The organism is Muriicola jejuensis (assembly GCF_010671595.1).
Lineage (GTDB): Bacteria > Bacteroidota > Bacteroidia > Flavobacteriales > Flavobacteriaceae > Muriicola > Muriicola jejuensis.
The window spans coordinates 498,267-522,011 of sequence record NZ_JAABOP010000001.1; the positions used below are offsets into that span (position 1 = coordinate 498,267).

Sequence of the window (23,745 nt, forward strand, 5' to 3'; positions counted from 1 at the left end):
TTATATTTTTGTGCACACAACTTGGTTGTCAAATTCTAAACTTACCACGGCGTAATCCTTGAGGGATTTGTCTTTTAGGGCCTTCGCGTAGAAAGCCTTGAAGTTTTTGAACTTCGCTTCAAGGTCCCTGACGTCCCCCAGGTTCACGATAAAATCCTCCACCCTGAATTTTAACTGGTACCGCTCTTCAGAAAGAATGTGAATCCCGATCACGTTCTTCCTGAGAAAATCGTCCTTGTTTATATACTTCAGTATTTCAAATACATCATCCAGACTCTTACCGGTAATCTCCCCTGTTATGATAGGTACCCTGGCGGAGTGCAACTTGGATAAGGGCATAGATTTTCCATCCTCATCAAGGTAGAAAGTTGAATTCCCTTTAACTCTGCCTATGGGCTGCCTTTGGAAAATTTTGGATGTAAGTTTGTCATCAATAGTAAGATATACTTGGGCACTTTTCACCATATCATGGGTCTCGAGGACCTTTTCTATAGTATTCAAAACTACCTTTTCTTTATCCTCCATCAGGATGCTTCCGTAATTTTGTATTAACAATTTATTAACCATATCCTTGGATAGGTATACATTGTTGTCTCCTTCAAAAACGATCTCCACCTCACCGATGGGTCTGACGGCATTTCGATGATTAGAAAATGCATAAAGTCCTGTTATACAGATTATTAAACAGAACGTTTTGATATAGTTCCAATTAATTTTCATAGTCAAATTCGCGTTTTAGTGAGTCTGCTTCAAGGCCTATGTCCCCTGCTCCCAGCGTTACCAGGATCTCGGGATTTTGTGCCTTTATTTCTTTGGCCAATTCCTGTTTTGTGACCAGTTTTTTCTTCGGGTTTGAGATCCGTTCCAACAAGCCCTGGGAAGTAACTCCGGGGATCGGTTTTTCACGGGCCGGGTAGATATCCAGCAACAGAATACTGTCGAATCCGGACAGGCTTTTGGCAAAATCCTCCATAAAATCCCTGGTCCTGGAAAACAGATGGGGTTGAAAGACCGTCAGGATGCTCTTCCCCGGATGCATTTCCCGGATCGCTTCCAGCACGGCGTCGATTTCCGCTGGGTGGTGGGCGTAATCGTCAATAAAGATCAGGTTGTCCTTCCGGATCTTATAGGAGAAACGTCTCTGTACACCCTTGAAGGTTTCCAGTGCCTTCGCGAGGCGATCCGGCGGGGGACCGGCCTGGATCGCCATTGCGAAAGCCACTAAGCCATTGAGCAGGTTATGTCTGCCCGGCTTATTGAATCTCACCCCTTCGAGTGTTCTTTCAGGGGTGCCCAAATCGAATATGTAGGTGCCATGTTCAATCTTTATATTCCTTATGCAGTAATCGGAATCGTCCTCAATTCCATAGGTGATGCCCTTTAAGGGCAGCCCGTTCCTTACGAAGAGTTTTCCGCCGGGTTTGAGCCTGGAGGCAAATTCGAGGAAGGATGCACGCAGCGATTCCTGGTCACCGTAGATGTCCAGATGGTCCGCATCCATAGAGGTTATGCAGGCCACGTTCGGATGGAGTCTCAAAAAGGATCGGTCAAATTCATCTGCTTCCACCACAGAGTATTCGTCTCCCTCACTGATAAAATTGCTGTTGAAGTCTTCTGAAATTCCTCCGAGGAAAGCCGTGAGGGGTGTACCTGTCTCCCTGAGCAAATGTGCCAGTATGCTGGAAGTGGTGGTCTTCCCATGGGTTCCTGCCACAGCGAAACAGAAGGTGTCCCGAGTGATCGTTCCAAGGACCTCAGATCGCTTCTGAACCCTGAACCCGTGTTCCTTAAAGTGAGTCCATTCACTGTGATCCACTGGCACGGCTGGAGTATAAACGATCAGGGTGTCTGACGGATCGAGGAATGGAGCCGGCACAAGGGAAAGATCATCCAAATAATGAATATCCATCCCCAGGGCCTCCAATTCCATGGTCAGGGGTGATGGGGTTTTGTCATAGCCCGCCACTTCCATACCGCGGAATACAAAATACCTGGCCAGGGCAGACATTCCTATGCCTCCGATCCCGATAAAATAAACCCTATGGAAATCGAATCTATCCATGCCTGTTATTGAGTAATTCCACGATCTCATCCACAATACTTTCCGTAGCCCCGGGCTTTGCCAGACTTTTGATGTTCCTGCCGAGTTCTGCTCGCTTCTCTCCGGAGTTTAGCAGCTCCTCGAAGGCCGGTTTGAACTCCGCATCGAGTTCCTCTTCCCTTATCATAAGCGCGGCCTGCTGTTTCACCAAAGCCAATGCGTTTTTGGTCTGATGATCCTCCGCCACATTGGGCGAAGGGATGAACATGACAGGTTTGCCTACCATACAGAGTTCTGAGACGGAACCGGCTCCTGACCTGGAAATAATGATATCCGCAATTCTATAGCCGTGTTCCATATGATTTAAATATCCAAATACCTTTACAGTATCAGAATTCAGGTGTTTGTATTGTTCGTAATACCCAGAGCCGCATTGCCAGACGAGCTGTAATCCCGATGCCTTGAAAAAGGGAAGCTGGGATTCGATGAGCTGGTTGATACGCCTAGATCCGAGGCTTCCTCCGAGAACCAGGAGGGTCATTTTCTCCGGGAGGAGATCGAAGAATTCGTATGATCCCTTCGCATCTTCCGGGAGATTAACCAGAGCGGCCCTCACGGGATTCCCCGTAAATACGATCTTCTCTTTTGGGAAGAATTTTTCCATCCCCCCATAGGCCACACAGATCCTGTCTACCTTCCCGGAAAGCCATTTATTGGTGATCCCCGCGTAGGAGTTCTGTTCCTGCAGCAGGCAGGGTACACCCTTGCGGGAGGCCACCTGCAAAACAGGTCCGCTTGCAAAGCCGCCTGTCCCGACTACCACATCCGGATTGAACTTTCTTACTATGTTTCTCGCTCTTATCAAACTACTTATCACTTTAATTGGGAAGAGCAGATTCTTTACGCTTAGTTTTCTCTGTAATCCACTGATCCACAATCCTTTTATTTCGTATCCTGCCTGAGGCACCTTTTCCATCTCCATCCTGTCCTGTGCTCCCACAAACAAGATCTCTGCATCCGGGAATCTCCTTTTAAACTCATTGGCAATAGAGATTGCCGGATAGATATGCCCTCCTGTGCCTCCTCCTGAGAGAATGATCCTATAACTGCCCACTCAAGACTTCTAAAGGGTTATTCTCATCTATTTCCTTCTGCTCTTCAGCCTGCTCATTCTTCCTGCTCGCACTCAGTACAATTCCAATGGCCAGGCAGGTCATCCAGATCGATGTACCCCCACTGCTGATAAGCGGCAGGGTCTGTCCTGTGACGGGAAACAGTTCTACCGCCACTGCCATATTGATGAGTGCCTGGAATACGATCGGCAAGCCAACCCCCACTACGAGCAATTTCCCGAAGACCGAGGTATTGGCATTGGCTACGACCACGATCCTGAAAAGGAGGAGCATATACACGAACATGAGGGAGAAACCCCCAATTAGCCCGTATTCCTCCACGATAATGGCATATATAAAATCCGAAGAACTCTGAGGAAGGAAATTCTTCATGACGCTCTTGCCTGCCCCGTTACCCACGAGGCCCCCGCTGGCAATGGCAATTTTTGCTTTTTCTATCTGATAGTCTGCCTCCGTGTCTGCTGGATCCCAGAAACTTTCCAACCGGTTCATCCAGGTGTCTACCCTGTTTGGAAAAAGGTCTGGAGCCGCCTTGGCCACCAGCACGAATAGCAATAACCCCAACAGCCCGATTCCCACGACCCCGGTCAGATATTTCACAGGGTAGCCCCCCAGGAAACACAACACGAGAACCATGAAGAAAAGGATGGCTGCCGTGGAAAAGTTCGCAGGCAGGATCAGCATGACGATCAAAAATACAGGGGACCACAGAGGTAAAATACTCTCCTTGAAAGTGATCTCCTTCTCCTTGATCTTCGAGAGGTAGCGGGCGATATACACCATCAGGACCACTGAAGCCAGGGTGGAGGTCTGAAAGGTGATCCCCACCAGGGGTAACCGGATCCACCTGCTCGCGTTGGCTCCCCCTATGGTAGTACCCTGTGCCAGGGTATACACCAGAAGTGCCAGTACCACGGGCATCGCAATAATGGACAGCCCTTTAAAATAATGTGCCGGTATCTTGTGAACCCCGTAAATGATGCCAAATCCAAGAAAGAGTAAGAGACCGTGTTTCACCAGGTGACCCATAGTGGTACCGTTCCCCACCACATAGACCAGGTTACTGCTGGCGCTGTAGACCGGCAGGAATGAGAACAAAGCCAGCAGGGCCACCACAGCCCATATGACCTTATCTCCCTGTATGTGGCTGAATATCTTCATTGTTTAAAGGTTTTTGATGGCCTCCTTAAACTGATTGCCCCGGTCTTCGTAATTCTGAAAGAGGTCGAAACTCGCACATGCTGGTGACAACAGTACGGAATCCCCCCTTTCGGCAACCTTGTAAGCTACCTTTACGGCTTCGGACATGGCGTAGGTCTCCACAAAAATGTCTACCGCATTGCTGAATACCTCCCTGAGTTTGGAATTGTCCATACCCAGGCAAATTATGGCTTTTACCTTTTCGCGAACCAGGGGCATGAGCACCTTGTAGTCATTCCCCTTGTCTACCCCTCCCACGATCCATACCGTAGGTGTGGTCATACTGTCCAGGGCGTAATAGGTGGCATTTACATTGGTGGCCTTTGAATCGTTGATGTACTGTACATGGTGTATTTTCAGCACCTTTTCCAGCCTGTGATCGGCACCCTGAAAATTTTGTATGCTCTCCCGGATCACTTCCTTCCGTATACCCACTAATTTGGCCGCCGTGATCGCGGCCATGGTATTCTTGAGGTTGTGCTTTCCCTCCAGTGCTAATGAATCTGATGCTAATTCCATAATGTCCTCTTGTGTCTTTATAATAAATTGTTCTTTCCTAAGGCTGGTTCCTTCTCTTCCTTCCCCTTCCAATGAGAAGGGCAGGCATACGGCCCGGACCGGGTGGTTCTCTAGGTGGGAGGTGATCACCTCATCATCCCCGTCATAAATGAAATAATCCTCCTTGCCCTGGTTCATGGTGATCCTGAATTTAGACGCTACGTACTTTGTAAAATCGTAGTCGTACCGGTCCAGGTGATCCGGGGTGATATTGGTGATCATCCCGATGTGAGGCCGGAAATCCGTGATCCCATCCAACTGGAAGCTGCTGATCTCCAGGACGTAATAGTCCTTTTCGGTCTCAGCCACCATTTTGGCGAAGCTATCGCCGATATTTCCCGCCATACCCACTGACAGGCCCGCCTGTTTGAAAATATGGTAGGTCAGCATGGTGGTGGTGGTCTTTCCATTGCTCCCGGTGATCCCGATAATGGTGGCCTGCGTATACCTGGATGCAAACTCGATCTCGGAGATCACGGGAATGCCCTTTGCGATGAGTTTTTGCACCAGGGGTGCCTTGTCCGGGATCCCCGGGCTCTTCATCACCAGGCTTGCATTGAGGATCTTCTCCTCCGAATGACCGCCTTCTTCCCAATCCAATCCAAAATGAATAAGAACGTCCTTGTACTTTTTCTGGATCTGTCCCTTGTCCGAGACAAATACCTCATATCCTTTCTTTTTCCCCAGGATGGCTGTGCCCACTCCGCTTTCGCCTCCTCCCAGAACCACCAGGCGATCCATCCTATCGTACCTTTAGGGTTACTATGGTCACGATGGCCAGCAAGATCCCGATGATCCAGAATCTGGTGACGATCTTGCTTTCGTGATAGCCTTTCTTCTGATAATGATGATGAAGGGGCGACATCAGAAAAATGCGCCTCCCTTCCCCGTATTTCTTCTTGGTATACTTGAAATAGCTCACCTGCATCATGACCGAGAGGGACTCTGCAAAAAAGATCCCGCACAAGATGGGGATGAGCAGTTCCTTTCGCACGATGATGGCGATGACCGCTATCACCCCGCCTATGGTAAGGCTTCCCGTATCCCCCATGAACACTTGGGCCGGGTACGCATTGTACCACAGAAATCCCACCAGGGAACCCACAAAGGCCGAGATAAAGACGACCAGTTCCCCTGCCCTGGGTATATAGAATATGTCCAGGTAGTTTGAGAAAATAATATTACCGGAGACCCATGCGAAAATGCCGAGGGTAAGTACGATGATCGCAGATGTACCTGCGGCAAGGCCATCGATCCCATCCGTCAGGTTGGCACCGTTGGAGACCGCCGTGACAATAAAGATCACGATAGGGATAAAGACCAGCCAGGCGTATTTCTGAGGATCTGCGCCAAACCAGGAAACCACTTCCCCATAGTCGAGCTCATTGTTCTTAAAGAAGGGGATGTTGGTCTTGGTCGATTTCAATTCCTTCCCTTCCACATCCCTGACCTCGAATCGCTCCGTGATCGTGGTCTTGTTCTTTTCTTTCATGGTGACCTCGGGATGAAAGAACAGGGTAGCACCTACCATCAACCCCAGGACCACCTGTCCCAGGATTTTAAACCTTCCTTTAAGGCCATCTTTGTTCTTCCTGAAGATCTTTATATAGTCGTCTATAAATCCGATGATCCCCATCCAGAGAGTAGTGACGATCAACAGGATCACATAGATATTGTCCAATCTTGCGAACAGAAGTACGGGGACCAGGGTAGACATAATGATGATAATCCCTCCCATGGTGGGTGTTCCCTGTTTCTGCTGCTGCCCTTCCAGCCCGAGGTCACGGACCGTCTCCCCTATCTGCTTGCGCCTGAGTAGCAGGATGATCCGCTTCCCGAGGGTGGTCGCCAATACAAGGGAAAGCAATACCGCCATGGCTGCCCGGAAGGTGAGGAACTGAAAAAGGGTAGCTCCCGGGAACTGGTATTGTTTTTCCAAATATTCAAACAGATAGTATAGCATAGTTTATACTGCTTATTTTTTCAATTCTTCCAGAATGCGTTTCACGATCTTGAAATCATCAAAGTCGACCCTGTTCCCGTTCGTCTCCTGGTACGTCTCATGTCCCTTTCCAGCAAGAAGGATTATGTCCTGTGCACCAGCCAGCTGACAGGCCGTCCTTATAGCCTGTTCCCTGTTTTCAATGGCCAGTACCTTCAGAGAGTGCTGAGGTTCCACTCCTGCTTCCATTTCCGAAATAATGGACGCCGGGGGTTCGGATCTGGGGTTGTCAGAGGTGAAGATCACCTTGTTGCTCATGGAGGAGGCGATATGCCCCATTACCGGACGCTTAGACTTGTCACGATCACCACCGCACCCCACTACGGTGATGACGCTTTCATTTCCAGTCCTCAATGCACTGATTGTTTCCAGCACATTTTTTAAAGCGTCCGGCGTATGGGCATAATCAACAATAGCCGTTATGCGATTCTTAGAGATATGGTATTGAAACCTCCCGTCGACGTTTTCGAGTTCGCTGAGAAGTTTAAGGGTTTCGAATTTATCCAGACCCATCAGATCGGCCGTTGCGTAGATAGCCAGGATGTTGTAGGCGTTGAAATGCCCGATGAGTTTGGTCCAGAGTTCATTGTTATCGATCTTCAGCAACTGCCCGCTGAATTGGTTTTCCAGGATCTGGGCCCGGTAATCCGCATAGGATTTCAGGGCGTAGGTGTATTTTCTCGCTTTGGTATTCTGCAGCATGACCAAACCGTTCTTGTCATCCATGTTGGCCAGGGCGAAGGCATTTTTGGGCAACTCGTCGAAGAGTCTCTTCTTCGCATCCCGGTATTCGGCGAAAGTATTATGGTAATCGAGGTGATCATGGGAAAGGTTGGTGAAAATGGCCCCCGCAAATACGAGTCCGGCCGTGCGTCTCTGATCGATCCCATGAGAACTGGCCTCCATAAAACAGTATTCTACCCCTGCCTCGCTCATCAGGGACAGGTATCGATTGATGGTGAGCGCATCCGGCGTTGTATGTCGGGTGGGGTATTCCTTCTCGTCTACCATGATCCGGATGGTGGAGATTAAACCCACTTTAAAACCTGCCTTTTTGAACAATCTGTAAAGCAGGGTGGTAACTGTGGTCTTTCCGTTGGTACCCGTAACCCCCACCAATTTGAGGTTCTTTGAAGGATTTTCGTAAAAGTTGGCGGCCATCACCGCAAGGGCTTTTTTGGAATCTTCCACTTCGAGGTAGCTAACCTCATTCACCAGTTTTTCAGGCAATTGTTCACAAACCACCGCATTTGCGCCTGAGGCGATCGCTTTCTCAATAAATCCATGCCCGTCTGACTGGGTCCCGCGAATGGCCACGAATACATCGTCCATGCCGACTTCCCTGGAATCGAAACAGATGTGGTTCACGAGCTTGGCGGTGGTCCCGCTCACTGCCGTGAGGCCTACTCCGTACAGGATGTCCTTAAGCGATTTCATGACAATTCCAGAATTATTTTGGTCACCTGATTCAGCCGGGTTCCCTGGCTCACAGATTGTTTCTTGACTTTCCCGTTACCTCTGACCTCTACCTGAAGACCGAGGTTCTCCAGAATGGACACGGCATCCATCCCGCTCATCCCTTTCAGGTCAGGAATGGTTTGAAGGTCCTTTTGTACTTCTTCGAAATAGGATTCATAGGCATCTTCCAGTGCCTCGTTGAATGGGTCCAGGTCGGCCACCTCATCCACCATGGGATTGTTGGCGTAGATCTTTTGGGCGATGGATTTGAATACCGGGCCCGAAACATCAGCCCCGTAATACCCCACGCTCTTATCCGGTTCATGGATGATCACGATACAGGAATACTTGGGGTCATCTGCCGGGAAATAGCCCGCAAAAGTGGATATATACTTTAGCTTATCAGGATCCTTCCCCACGTAATTCTTCTGGGCTGTCCCCGTTTTTCCTGCCATGGAAAAATCACTGGTGTACAGCCTGTGTCCTGTCCCGTGTTCCTTTTCCACCACATTTTTGAGCAGTTGCTGTACTTTCCGGACGGTCTCCTCAGAACAGATCATGGGATTGATCACCTCTTTCTCGAATTTCTGGATGGTGCTGTTCCATTCCTTTACCTCCTTGATCAGCCTCGGCCTCAGCAATTGCCCGTCGTTGGCAATAGCGTTGTAAAAGGCGAGGATCTGAAGAGGTGTCAGGGAGACCTCATATCCGTGAGACATCCAGGCCAGGGAGATACCGGACCACCCTTTGTCTCCCGGGTTGCGAATCACCGGCCGGCCTTCCCCTTTTATGGGCAGGCCCAGTTCTTCATGTAACCCCATTTGCCTGAGTCGATTCACGAAAGCCTGTGGGTCATTTTTATATCCGTTGTGGATCATTTTGGCAAAGGCCGTATTCGAAGAGACCTCAAAGGCCTCTGACACCGTGATCTCCCCGTATCCGCCGTGCTTGGAATCCCTTACCACTCGGTCGTAGAGCCTCCACCTGCCCTTTTCGGTGTCGATTACCGTATTGGTATCTACCACCTGGTCTTCAAGGGCCGCCACGAGGGACATCAGTTTAAAGGTAGATCCCGGTTCGTGGGATTCTCCTACTGCGTAATTCAGGCGTTCGTAGTATTTACCCTCTTCGGTCCTGCCGAGGTTTGAGATAGCCTTGATCTCACCCGTATGGGTCTCCATCACGATCACGCAGCCGTGGTCTGCCTTGTATTTTTCGAGTTGCTTCAAAAGCCCGTGATGGGCTATATCCTGGATATTGATATCGATCGTAGAGATCACATCGTACCCGTCCTGGGGTTCTATAATGTTATCAAGACCAATAGGCTTCCATTGTCCCTTAGCGATCTTTTGTTTAAGCCGTTTGCCTTCCTTTCCCCTCAGGTATTCCCCGAAGGCACCTTCCAGACCTACCCGGGTGGCGTAGCCATTTTCGTCGAAACGCTCATACCCCACACTCCTTTCGGCTATCTTGCCAAGAGGGTGTTCGCGAACGGTCTTCTGGTCTACGATGAGTCCGCCCCGGTACGGCCCCAGGTTGAAAAGCGGGAACCCCTTTACACTCATATACTCGGAGTAGTCCAGGTTGCGGGCAATAAGAGCATACCGGTTCTTTTGGGCCTTTGCCTTGCGAAGGAGTTGTTCAAAATGGGAGGCGGGCTTGTTCAGGAGCCTCCCCAATTCTTTGGAAAGTGGACCGACCAGTTTCTTGAAATCTTCGTCCTTTACGGTAACCGCATCAAACCGAATGGAGTATTTGGAGACCGAGGTAGCGAGCAAACTGCCGTCATCAGAGTACAAATTACCCCGGTTTGGAGGGATGGTAAACATCTTCTCGGTGCGTTCCAGAGCCAGTTCCTTGTATTTATCGCCCTGCACCATCTGTATGCTCACCAATTTAAAAAGGACCAGACCTGCAAAAAGGAACATGGTCCCCGAGACGAGGTATAACCTGGTAAGGATATGTTTCGGGTTAAAGGCCATTACGGAGTAGCGGATTTAACTTTGATCTTCTTTGGAGGCGATTCAGAGGGAAGCAGACCCTTTTCGGCTACTGCCAGTCTTACGGTCGACTCCAGTTTTTGCTTTTGGACATCGGATCGCATCTCGACAAACTCGCTGCGCAAAGCCTTGACCTCCTCATTCAGGGCGGCAAGCTGGTGCACCTTTTTGTCTGCACTGTGGGAGCTGGAAATCATGATAGTGGCCAGGAAAGAGGCAAAAACAAGGAAGAGCCAGTTCTTTGGCGCGTCCCCGCTTACCAGAAACTTCCCTTTTAATATGGATACAATTCCCTCTTTCATCTTAATGGTCTATATGGTTATCTTCTCTCTGCTATTCTCAGTTTCGCACTCCTGGCTCTGTTGTTCTCTCTGATCTCCTCCTCTGTCGGTACGATCAGGCCTCCCACCTTATCAAAGGGCTTTAGCGGTTTGCCGTAAAAGTCCTTTTTCAGTTCTCCTTCAAAATTCCCGGTCAATATGAACCGCTTTACCAGGCGGTCCTCCAGGGAATGGTAACTGATCACGCTCAGCCTGCCACCTGTCACCAGCAGATCGGGGGTCTGGAGTAAAAACTCTTTGATCGCCTCCAACTCCTGGTTCACTTCGATCCGTATCGCCTGGTAGACCTGGGCGAGGATCTTGTGCTCCTTATGGGCCGGCAAAAATCCCCTCAACACCTCCTTTAATTCAGAAGAGGTCCTGATCGGCTTCTCTTTCCTGGCAGAAATGATGGCCCGGGTCATCGCCTGGGCGTTCCTGATCTCGCCGTACTCTTTCAACACCTGGCTCAGCTGATCTGCCGGATAGGTATTTACAATGTCAAAGGCCGAGAGCTCGTTGCGCCTGGTCATCCTCATATCGAGTCCCCCTTCAAAACGAGTGGAAAATCCCCTCTCTGCACTGTCGAACTGATGGGAAGAGACCCCGAAATCAGCCAGGATGCCGTTCACTTTCCGAATGCCATAGAACTTTAAAAACTGACCGAGGTACCTGAAATTCTCATTGATCAGGGTAAATCGATCATCCTTTATCTCATTTTGCAGAGCGTCCTCGTCCTGGTCAAAGGCAATCAACCTGCCTTGTTCCCCCAGCCTTCTGAGGATCTCCCGCGAATGCCCTCCTCCTCCGAAGGTGATGTCTACATAGACGCCATCCGCTTTTATATCAAGTCCATCCACCGCAGGATGAAGCAGAACGGGGTTATGATAGCTCATCGCCATCGTCACCCATGACCTCTTCGGCCAATTCTGCAAAGTTCTCTGCCGTCTCATCGAGTACCTTTTCATAGCTGTCCTTATCCCAGATCTCGATGATATTGATCGCTGAGCTCAGCACCACTTCCTTGTTGATCCCGGCCACGGCTATAAGATTTTTTGGAATGAGGAGGCGGCCGGTAGCATCGACCTCCACAGGCTTGACGCCAGCTGAAAACCTCCTTATAAAGTCGTTGTTCTTCTTTTTGAATCGATTCTTTCGGTTCATTTTCTGCATCAGCAAATTCCATTCTTCCATAGGATAAAGTTCGAGGCAAGGCTGGAATACCGAACGCTTGATAACAAAACCATTGTTGATGATCGGGGCCATTTGATTCTTAAGGGTAACGGGTATCATTACCCTTCCCTTAGCATCGGCTTTGCAATCATATGTCCCAATGAAACTGATCATTCAAACTTGGTTGGTCTTCTGTATATAAACTCAAATATATAGAAATTATTACCACTATTTACCACAAATTACCACTTTGTTTGTTTTTTTTCCAAATCTGAACCGGAAATTCCACTTAGTGCACGGACTATCTCCGCAAGGCGGAGATGTGCGAAAAAGCGCTTCTATCATATGGAGGTAAGAATTCTCATATCTCATTAAATGGCCCCATATATGGGAAATGCCTATATTTGCCCACTGACAACAGAAGCTGTTGAGCATGGAGAATACGATTAAGAAGGACGGAAAATACCGCTATATAGAAGTAGGAGAAGGTACTCCTATGATCATCCTTCACGGTTTGATGGGGGGTCTGAGTAACTTCGAAGGGGTCACCAATTACTTTCCCAGGAAAGGGTACCAGGTGCTGGTCCCTGAATTGCCTATATACAGCATGCCCATGCTAAAGACCAACGTCAAAAATTTTGCGAAGTTCCTGGAGCAGTTTATTGAATACAAAGGTCTTAAAGACGTGATCCTGCTCGGAAATTCCCTGGGAGGGCATATTGGACTGCTGCATACCAAACTCTATCCGGAAATGGTTAAGGCCCTTGTTATAACCGGCAGTTCCGGTCTTTACGAAAGTGCCATGGGGGATGGGTACCCCAAGCGGGGAGATTACGAATTCATCAAAAAGAAGGCACAGGACGTTTTTTACGACCCGGCGGTAGCCACCAAGGAGATCGTGGACGAGGTCTTTGCCACGGTGAATGACCGGATGAAACTGATCAAGACCCTGGCTATTGCCAAAAGCGCCATCAGGCACAATATGTCTAAGGACCTGCCTCACATGCAAACCCCTACCTGTATAATCTGGGGCGAAAATGATTCGGTAACACCCCCGAACGTAGCCAGGGAATTTCACGAGCTCCTTCCCGATTCAGACCTCTTCTGGATTGAGAAGTGCGGACATGCCCCTATGATGGAGCATCCTGATGAATTTAACGAGATCCTTGCCAAGTGGCTTGAGCAACGCAATTTCTAAGTCCGGGAGATCATGAAAATAAAGTCGGCCGACTTTGTCATGAGTAATTCCAGTGTGGCCAGCTGCCCCTCGGACCCCATCCCTGAATACGCCTTTATAGGTCGGTCTAACGTCGGCAAAAGTTCCCTCATCAATATGCTGACGGAGAGAAAATCCCTCGCTAAAACCTCCGGCAGGCCGGGAAAGACCCAGTTGATCAACCATTTCAGGATCAACGATAACTGGTTTTTGGTGGACCTCCCTGGATATGGGTATGCCCGGGTCTCCAAAAAGGATAAAAAGACCTTCCAGAAGTATATCACCGAGTATTTTCTTAAGAGGAAACAGCTCATCAGCGCCTTTGTACTGGTGGATATCCGCCACGATCCTCAGCCCATAGACCTCAATTTCATGGAATGGCTGGGAGAAAACAGCATCCCCTTTGCCATCGTTTTCACCAAATCAGATAAACTCAAGCCCAACGCCATAGAACGCCAGGTAAAGGCCTACCTCAAGACGATGACCGAGGGAGTTTGGGAGGAGGCCCCCCTTCATTTTGTCACCTCTTCTTTAAAATCTGCGGGCAGGGACGAGATCCTGGATTATATAGGGCAGATCAATTCTGATTACCATGCTCAACAGGGCCAGGGATCATTCAGGCCTTAAAAAACCAGGCTCACTAAAGTTGTAAACGGACTTCAATCTCCCGGACCAGGTCTTCCGTCCCTGCGAGGGCATTGAGTTCCCGGGTCCCCAGAAAAATGTTCATTTCGTAATCGGTAACTTCCAGGACGATGGGAAAGGTCAGGGCCGGCATGAATTTAGAAGCATAGGCTTTGCGGAATTCATCCTTGTGAAGGAATTCCATCGGAACGACGGATTTCTTCCTGAATCTTTTCCATTCCGGTTTCTCCAATAATGTGCCATGGGTCAATTCACACAGCCTGCACTCATACGTATGCGGGCTCAGCACTTTGTGGGCCGCGTCGATAAGACCGTTTCCCAGGCCCGAATCTGCATTGTATACAAACAGTAATTTTTGAATTGGATCTCTGCCCACAAGTACCGAATTTTGTTTCTCCGGAAAAATAGATTAATTCCCCGGGAAGAGTCGTCAGGAATTCCTTTTCCTTACGACTGAGAAGGGCAAAAATAATACCTATGAAAAAGATCCTCCACAAGGCAGATAGCCGGGGCCATGCAAATCACGGGTGGCTTAACTCATATCACACCTTTAGCTTTGCAAATTATTACGATCCATCCAGAATGAATTTTGGCGTTCTCAGGGTTCTCAATGATGACGAAGTATCCCCGGGGATGGGTTTCGGTACCCACCCCCACCAGAATATGGAGATCATTTCCATCCCGCTGGAAGGTGACCTGGAGCACAGGGACAGCATGGGCAACGTAGCAGTGATCCGTTCAGGCGATATACAGGCTATGAGTGCAGGGACCGGAGTGAGCCACAGCGAGAAGAACAGGAATTCGGACAGGGCGGTGAAATTCCTTCAGATCTGGGTACTGCCCAAGAAGGCGAATGTGACCCCGAGATACGATCAGATCACCCTTGAACCGGAAGATCTCAGGGACCGGTTCCATCAGATCATTTCGCCTGTTCCCGAAGATGAAGGCATTTGGATACACCAGGACGCCTGGTTTCATTTAGGTGAATTAACCTCCGGGGTTGTGATCCCCTACACCTTTAAAAAGAAGGGCAACGGACTGTATATTTTTGTGCTGGAGGGTTCCTGTGACGTGGCCGGAGAACGCGTTTACAGAAGGGATGGCCTGGGGGTGTGGGAGACGGATTCCTTAGAATTCAGTACCATGGAGCCTTCCAAGTTGTTGCTGATGGAAGTGCCTATGGCCAATTAGCCCTCCAGTTCGAGTTTCTCAGCGAAATAGGCGCAGAAATCCTTCATGGTAGCCGTCATCTTCTCGTCCTGGGTCGCTTTCATAAAAGTATCTGAGAGGGAAAGGAGGGTCTGGTGAAAAAAGACCTTCATCTCATCCAGGGGCATGTCCTTGGTCCAGAGGTCGATCTTGAGAGACTCTTTGTTCTTGCTGTCCCAAACAGACAGTAGCATGGCTTTGGCTTCCTCGTCGACGATCCCCCCATCCTGGGCAGACCAGCTCAACTTTTCGGGGATGCGGTTCTCATCGAGGGTGATCCTGAGCAGGATCTCTGAGGTCTCTTCCTTTTTCATCTGTGTATTTTTAGATTTTTTACAGGTCAGATGTAATTCGCCAATAAACATCTCGGTGGGAATCACGATCTGTTACGACTCATTACATAGCCTTATTTCTGGGGTTTGTAGTTGGATTCCTTGAATACGATCTCTGCCGGTGTGGTCCACAAGCGGTTTACAGGAGTATCCGTGCGCTCCATAAAGGCCCTTACGATCTGCCATCCTATGTAGCGGCCCAATCGTCCAGGGGATTCATTGTCGAGTTCCAGCCTGAACTTAGAAAACGGGGCAGGGTCCAGGAAACGGGGCGCCAGTTTTGAGTCTGTGCTGTAGAGCAATTCCCTTTCGACAAAATAGCGCCATATCTGCTCTTCATTCGCCCGGGCCCAGGCCAGTTCTTCCTCCTCATACCCTATTTTTTGCCCGTCGGTCTGCCAGGACAGCAGCAGATCCTTCAGGTACAGCTCCTTTCCGTAATAGATCATCTGGGCCAGGAAGCTCCGGTCATCAGGAAATGGCACCACTTTCTTAGCCAGGGCACTGGCTATATCGCTCTCCAGGTACTGGGAGTCCAGACCTTTCGCAATATAGCGATCGATCCCGGCGTAGAACCTGTGATCTTTCCCCAGATAATTATCCAGACCGATAAGCAGAAGGGAATCTGTCAGGATGATGCGGTTCTCGTAGTCCACATCCGTGGTCAGGGTAATCAGGTCAGGGATAGGGTATTGCGGAAAATAGTATGCGACGTGTTTAAATAACAGGGTGAGTTCCTCTTCTTCTTCCCCGAAATCGGCATAGGCGCTGTCCACGGCCTGCCTCAATTCAACCTGGATGGTATCCTGTAGTTTAGCAAGCCATATGCTATCCGAGTACTGAGGAGGGAAGAAATAGGGGTATCTCGCTTTGAGGTCCGGCAGACTATTAACATCGGTTTGGGCAAACTCCCTGTCAAACCTTTTTATTTCCAGTTGCACCGGCTGATTCAGGATCTCCTCCGGAATTGCTTTTTCATCTGCACACCCTGATAAAATGAGAATAGAAAGGATTCCAAGAAAGAAGGACCTGATCATAAAAAGTAATGGGTTTAGCGCTTTAATATTACGTCTGCAGGGGTTATTTTTACGAGCCCAAAGGTACAGCATTTCAATTAAATTCTAGAAGATCATGCAAACGGATAAAGTAGTAGCTCATATTGTAGATTGGCTCAAGGAATACAGTACGAATGCAAAGACGAAGGGCTTCGTGGTAGGAGTTTCCGGTGGGATCGATTCAGCGGTGACCTCCACCCTCTGCGCCCGAACGGGCCTGGATGTCCTTTGCGTGGAAATGCCAATACACCAGAGCGAGAACCAGGTAACCCGTGCAGACAAGCACATAGACTGGCTTATTGCAAACTATCCCAATGTGAGCAGGCAACCCGTAAATCTGACCCCGGTCTTTGACCAGCTTGTGAGCGCCCTGCCCAAGGTGGAGAACGAAGAGGAGCGCTTTATGTCACTTGCCAATACCCGTGCCAGATTGCGCATGACCACCCTGTATTACTTCGCTGCCCTCAAGGGATACCTGGTCGCAGGTACTGGAAACAAGGTCGAGGATTTTGGCATTGGTTTCTACACGAAATACGGGGATGGGGGGGTAGACCTCAGCCCTATTGCGGACCTCCTCAAAACCGAAGTTTATGAACTGGGCTCATACCTCGGGGTGCATGAGGACATCCTGATGGCGCCTCCCACAGACGGACTCTGGGGAGACGACCGAACTGACGAAGACCAGATAGGTGCATCTTACCCCGAATTGGAATGGGCCATAAAAATGGATACGGAGAGGAGGAAAATACAGGATTTTAAAGGAAGGGAAGCGGAAGTTTTCGCAATCTACAAGAAGTTCAATACGGCGAACAAACATAAGATGATTCCTATACCCATTTGTGAGATTCCGGAGACTCTGAAATGACCGATCACCTGAAAATAGGGCATTTAAGACGAATTGTTGGCGGCAAATTGTAGTAAAACCTTAATATTTTTACAGTTTTGCCATAGAACTTAGACAATAAAACCTTACATTGCGTGTTAGGTTTAGGCGTAATTCTTACGCTATTTGTCTAGAAATAACCAACGATGATCAACATTTTAATTGCCGACAACCACCCTATTGTCAGATTGGGAATCAAGGAGGTCCTCAATACAGTTGCGGATTTTGAAGTACTTGGTGACGTCTCAACCACAAACGAGCTATTCGAAGCCCTTAAGAAAAAGAAACCGGATATTGTTATCCTGGAAATGGACATTCCTGAAATAAACGGTATCGCCACCCTGAGAAAGATGAAGAAAGAGTATCCTGATGTGAAAGTACTCATCTACAGTGGCCAGTCTGAGGATGTCTACGCCCTCAGTACCATCAGGGCAGGTGCATTTGGATACCTGTCTAAATCCGCAGACCTCGATTACATCATCTCAGCCGTTAAAAAAGTCGGGCAGGGTAAAATGTTCATAACCAACGAACTGGCGCAACGACTCGCCTTTGACGAAGGCACCCAGAAACAACGCCGATTCTTCAGAAAACTTTCCACCAGGGAAGTGGAGGTACTGAAACTTCTGGCCAGTGGCAAACGCAACAAGGATGTGGCCGAGGGTCTCAACCTCAATGAAAAGACGGTGAGCACCTACAAATCCAGGCTGATGAAAAAACTCAACGTGGATAACCTCGTGGATCTCTTGCAGCAGGCAAAAGCCCTCGAATTGTATTAAAGAATACCAAGCTAACTATAGAAAGACCTCCTGATGATTCAGGAGGTTTTTTTTATCCTCTTACCTCTTTGGTCGATCAGAGACATTCAGGACAAGACCCTGTTCAGTTTGTTGTTGAGCAATTTGTTCAGCTGAAGGTAATGCACGATCTCTTCCAGTACTTCACTGTTGTCCTCGGTTTTTTCCTCCGTATCCTGCTGGAGGCTGTGGATCCTCTTCTTGATCAGGAAACAGCGCAGTGTGAGTATGGTCTCACTTACCAGCTGGGCGATCGTCCTGGCCTTCTCCTTGGGATAGATATCCTTGCGTTCCCAATTGTGGAGGTTGTATTTCTCCTCTTCCATAAGGATGGATGAAACATCATTGACCAGCTGTTGATCGAGTTCGTGCAAAAATTCTGCGATCTGGAAATCCTCTTTTTCGTTCAGGGCTTCCATGAGCCTGTAGTAGATCGTTTTAAAGTGGTCATGGGTGAGTTCTATCTCATCTTCCTGCAGGTCGAGGTAGATCTTTTCATAGACCCTGGCCTCCACGCGTTCCGGTTCAAGCACCAGTTCTCCTTCCTCATTCTCTTTGAGGACCAGGTCTTCGAATTCCTCCATTTCCTTACCGTAAAGCAGGAGTATTTCTATGATCTTGCGCTCCAGCTCGTATTGCACGTCCACCCGCGCTTCGGCCGGAGTATCCCGGACCACTTCAAAGGCCTTTGTTTCCTGGTTCCTTCGCTTGCTCGCCTCCTGAAAATCCTTCCTTCCGATCTGGGCCAGCGTATTGAACAGTACCTCTTCTGAGATATTCATCATGGCCGCACATTGCTGTACGTAGATCTCCCGTTTGATACGATCGGGAACTTTGGCGATACTGCCCACGATATCGCGGATGGTATCTGCCTTTTTTATGGGGTCATTGGCTGCCTCCTTAGCCAGGAGTGAGGTTTTGAACTGTATAAAATCCTTTGAGTTCTCTTCCAGGTACAGGACCACATCCTCATAGGCGTTGTTCTTTGCAAAACTATCGGGATCCTCTCCGGCAGGGAAGGTGCAGATGCGGACGTTCATCCCCTGTTCCAGGATCAGGTCGACCCCTCTCAGGGAAGCCCGCAAACCGGCGGCGTCCCCGTCAAAAAGAACGGTGATGTTCTTTGTGAGTCGACTGATTATGCGAATCTGCTCCGGGGTAAGGGCCGTACCGCTGGAAGCCACCACGTTCCGTATACCCCTCTGGTACATTTGTATTACGTCCGTATACCCTTCAACGAGGTAGCAGTTGTCTTCCCTGGCAATGGCCTGTTTGGCGAAATAGATCCCGTAGAGCACCTTGCTCTTGTGGTAGATCTCGCTTTCAGGAGAATTCAGGTATTTTGCGGCTTTTTTGTCATTCCCCAGGATACGCCCACCAAACCCGAGTACCCGGCCGCTCAGGGAATGTATGGTAAAGAGAACCCTCCCTTTGAACCGGTCAAACTTCCGCTTTTGACCTGGATTTCGGGGATCGTCCTTCACGATCGTCAGACCTGTTTTCTCCAGATAATCCAGCTGATACCCTTTTTCCAGGGCCTGTTCGGTAAAGGCATCCCATTCGTCTAACCCATAGCCCAGGCCAAAGAGACGAATGGTCTCCTCTGTGAACCCCCGTTCTTTGAAATACGACAGGCCCACGGCCTTTCCGGGTTCTGTATTCCAAAGGACCCCCTCATAATACTCCTTTGCATATTCGGAGACCAGATAGAGACTTTCCCGTTCATTGGCCTGCTCTTTTTGTTCATCAGACTGCTCGGTCTCCTCTACCTCGATCTGATACTTCTTTGCGAGGTATTTGATGGCTTCCGGATAGGTGAAGTGTTCGTGCTCCATCAAAAATGCCACCACGTTGCCCCCTTTGCCACTGCTGAAATCTTTCCAAATCTGTTTTACAGGAGAGACCATAAAACTGGGAGTGCGTTCGTCCGTGAACGGGCTTAGGCCTTTGAAGTTGGAACCGGATTTCTTCAGGTTGACAAAATCCCCGATCACCTCCTCCACACGGGCCATTTCGTATACCTGGTCTATTGTAGATTTTGAGATCAAACTGAGCGATTTACAGCTGGTTAAAAATACATAAACAGGGACGGTTAAAAAAACAAATCCCTGTTTACTAACATATCTTTCCAAGCGAGAATTTCACCCGGAAAACCCATAAGGTATCAGTCAAGGTCCAGGCGGAGCCCGAAGGAAATATTCCTCTGATCTACACTGGCCTCCTTAAAGATAGGACTGAGGTCGTACTTGGTATACAACAAGACGCCATCCACCCCTGCGTAGGCTCCAATGCCATATACGAAGTCACTGGTATTATACCCCCTTTTCAATTTATCCTTGACACGCTCTCCATTGCGGTCGTATTTAAGTTTTTGTCTGGTGCCAAGATTAAAACCTCCATACCCCCCAAAGCCAATACGAAACTGATTTCGGATAGAATACCTCAACCTGGTTTCCGTCTTGGTCATTCGGGAAGGACCAAATTCAAAATACACGGGAACGACCAGGTTGTCCATCCGGAGTTTCGACTTTCTCAAGTCCACATCAAAGGTCTCCAAAGTGGTCTCGTCCCCGTTTGCCACGAAATACTGATTGTCCTTCGGATTGAGGCCGTTCATTTGCAGGGACAGACCGTAATTCAATCGCATGAAATTCGTATTCCTGAATACCCGGGTCCTCCAGTTAACTCCCAGTTCAAAAAACCGGCTCCCTCCCAATTCGTAGGGAGAATCCCCCAGGGACTGTCCGCTGATGATCGCATTATTGATCCCGAAAGCGAGGACCAGATCCGAATAGGTACGTCTGTCATACACGATCTTTCTCTCTTTATTCCTGTCGGAATATCTGATCCCGAAAACCCGGCTGTTGCTCTCATCCCGGTGGCCCCATCCTATCTCTATCTTGGTAAGGTATCTGGTACTGTCCTGAACGGTAGGTATTTCCCCTTCATTGCGCTCCAACAGGGCAATGGTGTTGTCTATGATGGCCAGTCTGTTCTCTATATTCAAGGCCCTTTTCCGGGCGGCTTCCTCTTTGAGGACACGGGCTTCCTCCAGGCTGATCTCCCCATTCTTCTGACGTGCTACAATGGCCTCTACCTCATTCTTTAAGGCATCTTTTTCCTGTAGCTCAATGAGAACTCTCTGTTGTCTCAGTGAATCGATTTTTTGTTCCGTTCTTTCCTGAGCACCGAGGTGATGTGCCATCAGGCACAGGATGAAAACCGCTGTAATCCTTGAAATTGCTGTCATTTTATTGGTCTTTAATTGATGATTGATGAATAAACTCACTCTGGCCTCGTCCCGAGGGATGAAGCAAATAAATCGGTTATGGAGTATGATTATTGGTTCCTGTACGCTACAGCTGTTCTGACTTTGAGATAGCCTTCCTTTAATTTATCAAACAACTGATCCCTGAAAGACCTGTTAAGGTCTCCCTCCACTTCAGAGAGCAGGGCCATGGCATCCACTTTTGGAGAAGCTGAAGCTGCCCTTTCCTGGATCAATTGTTCCTGAGCCGAACGAAGCAGAGAATCAATGACCTCATCTTCCACCATTGCGCCCGAGTCTTCCAAACTGGCAACCTGGGAAACCACCCTGGCGACCATGATATCCACTTTATCATGTGGTATTGATCTGTTAACAGGGCTCTCTTCAAAGGTCTTGGGCGAACGGACGATCTGCTTTTCCGTCAGTTTACCCTCTGCGGTCCGATTCTCCGGGATCGTCTCTGCTCCCAGACCGGGATCAGAGAGAACAGCCCATTTTTCCGATTCGGGTGGATCGATCCATTCCTCCCCGGTCCGTTTTTCTTCCGCAGGCTGGGAATCGGTTTCCACCAATTCTATATTAACAGAGCCGGGTTCCTCATTCCGGTTCATCAACAACACTGAAACAAACAGAATCCCTATGAAACCGGCCGCTATGCCGAACCTCCAGTACGTCTTATTCGGTGAAGGCAGCTCACTGCCTAACTGTTCCTCTATCCTGTTCCAGGCTCCCCGGGAAGGGCAGATCCTTCGGTTTTCGAGTGTTTCCTTTATTTTCTTGTCCAGCCGGTTCTTTTCCATGATCCTGGTATTTCTATTTAGCGCGTTTACTGATCTCCAGATTGTGGATCCTATCCTGCAGAAATTGCCTTGCCCTGTAAAGCTGAGACCTCGAGGTATTCTCTGAGATCTTCAGGAGCTCTGCGATATCTTTGTGTTTGTACCCTTCGAACGCATAGAGCACAAAAACCAATTTATAACCTTCAGGCAGGGCATCAATAAGTTCCTGGGCTTCTTCCTCCCCCAAACGGGATTCCTGATAGATCTGTTCTTCCATAGTATTCTCCACAACTTCAGAATCGTATACTACGAATTGATTTTTCCTGAGAAACGTTATGGCCTCTCTCACCATGATCCGTCTTAACCACCCTTCAAAACTCCCTTCATTCCGAAAGGCATGAAGGTGTTGGAAGGCCTTTACGAAGCCCGTAATCATCACGTCCTCTGCAAATTGCAAATCCCTTATGTAATGCCTGCAGATCGAAAGCATTTTAGGTGCATGCGTCTCATAAATCTGTTTCTGAGCAGCACGGTTGCCTTTGGCAGCCTTCTTTAAGATAGCCTTCGGATTATCGTACAGGGAAATGATCATCATGTTAGGTGTCCTTCACTTACATAGACGAGATAGATCGCAAAAACGTTGCCTGGATCAGAAAAAAAATAATTTTTTTAGAAAAAATATCTCTAAAACCCTATTTTTTACGGTCCACCACGTAATTCACCATGAGCTTCAGGGAATCCTTGTAGGTGGAGTCAGGATAGGAATCCAGAAGCGTTAACGCCTGGTCCTGGTAATCGTGCATTTTTGATTCTGCGTATTCGAGTCCGCCCGCATCCTTCACGAACTGTATGACCTCTTTTACCCGCTTCCTGTCCTTGTTGTAGTTCTTGACCGAATTGATAAGCCAGCGCCTGTCCTTTTCGGAGGCCGTATTTAAAGCGTATATGAGCGGCAGGGTCATTTTCTGTTCCTTGATGTCTATACCCGTGGGTTTACCGATGGCGGTCTCCCCGTAGTCAAAGAGGTCGTCCTTGATCTGAAAGGCCATTCCGCAAAGCTCCCCGAATTTACGAAAGGTCTCCACATCCGGCGAATCGGGTTTTACGGAACAGGCCCCCAGGCTGCAACACGCCGCAATAAGGGTCGCCGTTTTCTGCCTGATAATATCGTAATACACCTCTTCGCTGATATCGAGGCGCCTCGCCTTTTCGAGCTGCAGCAATTCCCCTTCACTGATCTCCCGGATCGCTACCGAGATGATCCTGAGCAGATCGAAATCCCCGTGATCCACGGAGAGCAACATCCCTTTGGAAAGCAGGTAATCCCCCACCAGGACAGCGATCTTGTTCTTCCACAGGGCATTGATGGAGAAGAAACCTCTTCGCTTGTAACTCTCATCCACTACATCGTCGTGAACCAGGGAAGCGGTGTGGATAAGCTCTATGACGGAGGCCCCTCGATAGGTGCGTTCATTCACCTCCCCCCCACTGACCATCTTTGCGGTCAGAAAGACGAACATAGGCCTCATCTGCTTGCCTTTGCGGTTCACAATGTAATAGGTAATCCTGTTCAGGAGGGCCACCTTGGAAGACATGGATTCAAAGAACTTCTGTTCAAAGAGTTCCATTTCCCTGCTTACGGGCTCCTTAATCTGGGATACGATTTTCACGGAAGATAC

Annotated in this window: 24 protein-coding genes; 5 read left to right on the top strand and 19 right to left on the bottom strand. The window is 48.8% G+C overall.

Annotated elements, in window-relative coordinates:
• Genes GWK09_RS02290 through mraZ form a run of 11 tightly spaced genes read right to left on the bottom strand, consistent with a single transcriptional unit; the run spans position 1 to position 12,059 of the window.
• Positions 1-720 (bottom strand): cell division protein FtsQ/DivIB, encoded by a 720-nt coding sequence (locus tag GWK09_RS02290; RefSeq protein WP_163691391.1) that lies wholly within the window; start codon positions 718-720, stop codon positions 1-3.
• Entirely contained in the window at positions 710-2,062 is a 1,353-nt protein-coding gene (gene murC / locus GWK09_RS02295) for a UDP-N-acetylmuramate--L-alanine ligase (protein ID WP_163691392.1), read from the bottom strand. The genes GWK09_RS02290 and murC overlap by 11 nt, the downstream gene beginning before the upstream one ends.
• Positions 2,055-3,155 (bottom strand): undecaprenyldiphospho-muramoylpentapeptide beta-N-acetylglucosaminyltransferase, encoded by a 1,101-nt coding sequence (gene murG / locus GWK09_RS02300; RefSeq protein WP_163691393.1) that lies wholly within the window; start codon positions 3,153-3,155, stop codon positions 2,055-2,057. The genes murC and murG overlap by 8 nt, the downstream gene beginning before the upstream one ends.
• Positions 3,142-4,335: an FtsW/RodA/SpoVE family cell cycle protein gene (locus tag GWK09_RS02305; RefSeq protein WP_163691394.1), complete on the bottom strand. Its 1,194-nt coding sequence runs from the start codon at positions 4,333-4,335 to the stop codon at positions 3,142-3,144. Before GWK09_RS02305 ends, murG begins: the two co-directional genes overlap by 14 nt.
• Positions 4,336-4,338: 3 nt before the next feature.
• Complete coding sequence (gene murD, locus GWK09_RS02310; RefSeq protein ID WP_163691395.1) at positions 4,339-5,673, bottom strand: UDP-N-acetylmuramoyl-L-alanine--D-glutamate ligase; 1,335 nt, start codon at positions 5,671-5,673, stop codon at positions 4,339-4,341.
• 1 nt (position 5,674) lies between these two features.
• Positions 5,675-6,895 (bottom strand): phospho-N-acetylmuramoyl-pentapeptide-transferase, encoded by a 1,221-nt coding sequence (gene mraY / locus GWK09_RS02315; RefSeq protein WP_163691396.1) that lies wholly within the window; start codon positions 6,893-6,895, stop codon positions 5,675-5,677.
• 12 nt (positions 6,896-6,907) lie between these two features.
• Positions 6,908-8,371: a UDP-N-acetylmuramoyl-L-alanyl-D-glutamate--2,6-diaminopimelate ligase gene (locus tag GWK09_RS02320; RefSeq protein ID WP_163691397.1), complete on the bottom strand. Its 1,464-nt coding sequence runs from the start codon at positions 8,369-8,371 to the stop codon at positions 6,908-6,910.
• Positions 8,368-10,374: a penicillin-binding protein gene (locus tag GWK09_RS02325; RefSeq protein WP_163691398.1), complete on the bottom strand. Its 2,007-nt coding sequence runs from the start codon at positions 10,372-10,374 to the stop codon at positions 8,368-8,370. Before GWK09_RS02325 ends, GWK09_RS02320 begins: the two co-directional genes overlap by 4 nt.
• The gene (locus tag GWK09_RS02330) at positions 10,374-10,694 is read right to left on the bottom strand and encodes an FtsL-like putative cell division protein (RefSeq protein ID WP_163691399.1); all 321 of its coding nucleotides are present in this window, start codon (positions 10,692-10,694) and stop codon (positions 10,374-10,376) included. Before GWK09_RS02330 ends, GWK09_RS02325 begins: the two co-directional genes overlap by 1 nt.
• Before the next feature lie 17 nt (positions 10,695-10,711).
• Positions 10,712-11,608: a 16S rRNA (cytosine(1402)-N(4))-methyltransferase RsmH gene (rsmH, locus tag GWK09_RS02335; protein WP_163691400.1), complete on the bottom strand. Its 897-nt coding sequence runs from the start codon at positions 11,606-11,608 to the stop codon at positions 10,712-10,714.
• Positions 11,595-12,059, bottom strand: coding sequence for a division/cell wall cluster transcriptional repressor MraZ (gene mraZ / locus GWK09_RS02340; RefSeq protein WP_163691401.1), 465 nt, complete (start codon positions 12,057-12,059; stop codon positions 11,595-11,597). The genes rsmH and mraZ overlap by 14 nt, the downstream gene beginning before the upstream one ends.
• A 259-nt stretch (positions 12,060-12,318) precedes the next feature.
• Between mraZ and GWK09_RS02345 the strand changes: the two genes are divergently transcribed.
• A complete protein-coding gene (locus GWK09_RS02345; RefSeq protein ID WP_163691402.1) occupies positions 12,319-13,083 on the top strand; it encodes an alpha/beta fold hydrolase in 765 nt (254 codons plus the stop codon).
• Between the two features lie 12 nt (positions 13,084-13,095).
• On the top strand, positions 13,096-13,728 hold the full coding sequence (gene yihA / locus GWK09_RS02350) for a ribosome biogenesis GTP-binding protein YihA/YsxC (protein WP_163691403.1): 633 nt from the start codon (positions 13,096-13,098) through the stop codon (positions 13,726-13,728).
• Between the two features lie 13 nt (positions 13,729-13,741).
• Here the strand turns inward: yihA and GWK09_RS02355 are convergent, their stop codons facing one another.
• Positions 13,742-14,122, bottom strand: coding sequence for a GTPase (locus GWK09_RS02355; protein WP_283401225.1), 381 nt, complete (start codon positions 14,120-14,122; stop codon positions 13,742-13,744).
• A 101-nt stretch (positions 14,123-14,223) separates the two neighbouring features.
• Here GWK09_RS02355 and GWK09_RS02360 point away from each other — a divergent pair, with 101 nt between their 5' ends.
• On the top strand, positions 14,224-14,937 hold the full coding sequence (locus GWK09_RS02360; protein ID WP_163691404.1) for a pirin family protein: 714 nt from the start codon (positions 14,224-14,226) through the stop codon (positions 14,935-14,937).
• Here GWK09_RS02360 and gldC read toward each other — a convergent pair.
• The gene (gene gldC / locus GWK09_RS02365; protein ID WP_163691405.1) at positions 14,934-15,269 is read right to left on the bottom strand and encodes a gliding motility protein GldC; all 336 of its coding nucleotides are present in this window, start codon (positions 15,267-15,269) and stop codon (positions 14,934-14,936) included. The genes GWK09_RS02360 and gldC overlap by 4 nt on opposite strands.
• A gap of 92 nt (positions 15,270-15,361) precedes the next feature.
• Positions 15,362-16,324 (bottom strand): gliding motility lipoprotein GldB, encoded by a 963-nt coding sequence (gldB, locus tag GWK09_RS02370; protein WP_163691406.1) that lies wholly within the window; start codon positions 16,322-16,324, stop codon positions 15,362-15,364.
• Positions 16,325-16,418: 94 nt separating this feature from the next.
• On the opposite strand from gldB, the gene nadE reads away from it, so the two are divergent.
• Positions 16,419-17,207: an NAD(+) synthase gene (gene nadE / locus GWK09_RS02375; protein ID WP_163691407.1), complete on the top strand. Its 789-nt coding sequence runs from the start codon at positions 16,419-16,421 to the stop codon at positions 17,205-17,207.
• 164 nt (positions 17,208-17,371) lie between these two features.
• Positions 17,372-18,001 carry a response regulator gene (locus GWK09_RS02380; RefSeq protein WP_163691408.1) on the top strand — a complete coding sequence of 210 codons (630 nt, stop codon included), beginning with the start codon at positions 17,372-17,374 and terminating at the stop codon, positions 17,999-18,001.
• Positions 18,002-18,087: 86 nt separating this feature from the next.
• Here GWK09_RS02380 and dnaG read toward each other — a convergent pair whose 3' ends face one another.
• From dnaG to GWK09_RS02405, 5 genes are all read right to left on the bottom strand, one after another.
• The gene (dnaG, locus tag GWK09_RS02385) at positions 18,088-20,067 is read right to left on the bottom strand and encodes a DNA primase (RefSeq protein ID WP_163691409.1); all 1,980 of its coding nucleotides are present in this window, start codon (positions 20,065-20,067) and stop codon (positions 18,088-18,090) included.
• 116 nt (positions 20,068-20,183) lie between these two features.
• A complete protein-coding gene (locus GWK09_RS02390) occupies positions 20,184-21,269 on the bottom strand; it encodes a porin family protein (protein ID WP_204260347.1) in 1,086 nt (361 codons plus the stop codon).
• 89 nt (positions 21,270-21,358) lie between these two features.
• Entirely contained in the window at positions 21,359-22,087 is a 729-nt protein-coding gene (locus GWK09_RS02395) for a hypothetical protein (RefSeq protein WP_163691410.1), read from the bottom strand.
• A 13-nt stretch (positions 22,088-22,100) separates the two neighbouring features.
• Complete coding sequence (locus GWK09_RS02400; protein ID WP_163691411.1) at positions 22,101-22,661, bottom strand: RNA polymerase sigma factor; 561 nt, start codon at positions 22,659-22,661, stop codon at positions 22,101-22,103.
• A 97-nt stretch (positions 22,662-22,758) separates the two neighbouring features.
• Positions 22,759-23,736, bottom strand: a complete 978-nt coding sequence (locus tag GWK09_RS02405) for a polyprenyl synthetase family protein (RefSeq protein WP_163691412.1) — start codon at positions 23,734-23,736, stop codon at positions 22,759-22,761.
• Positions 23,737-23,745: the final 9 nt, after the last annotated feature.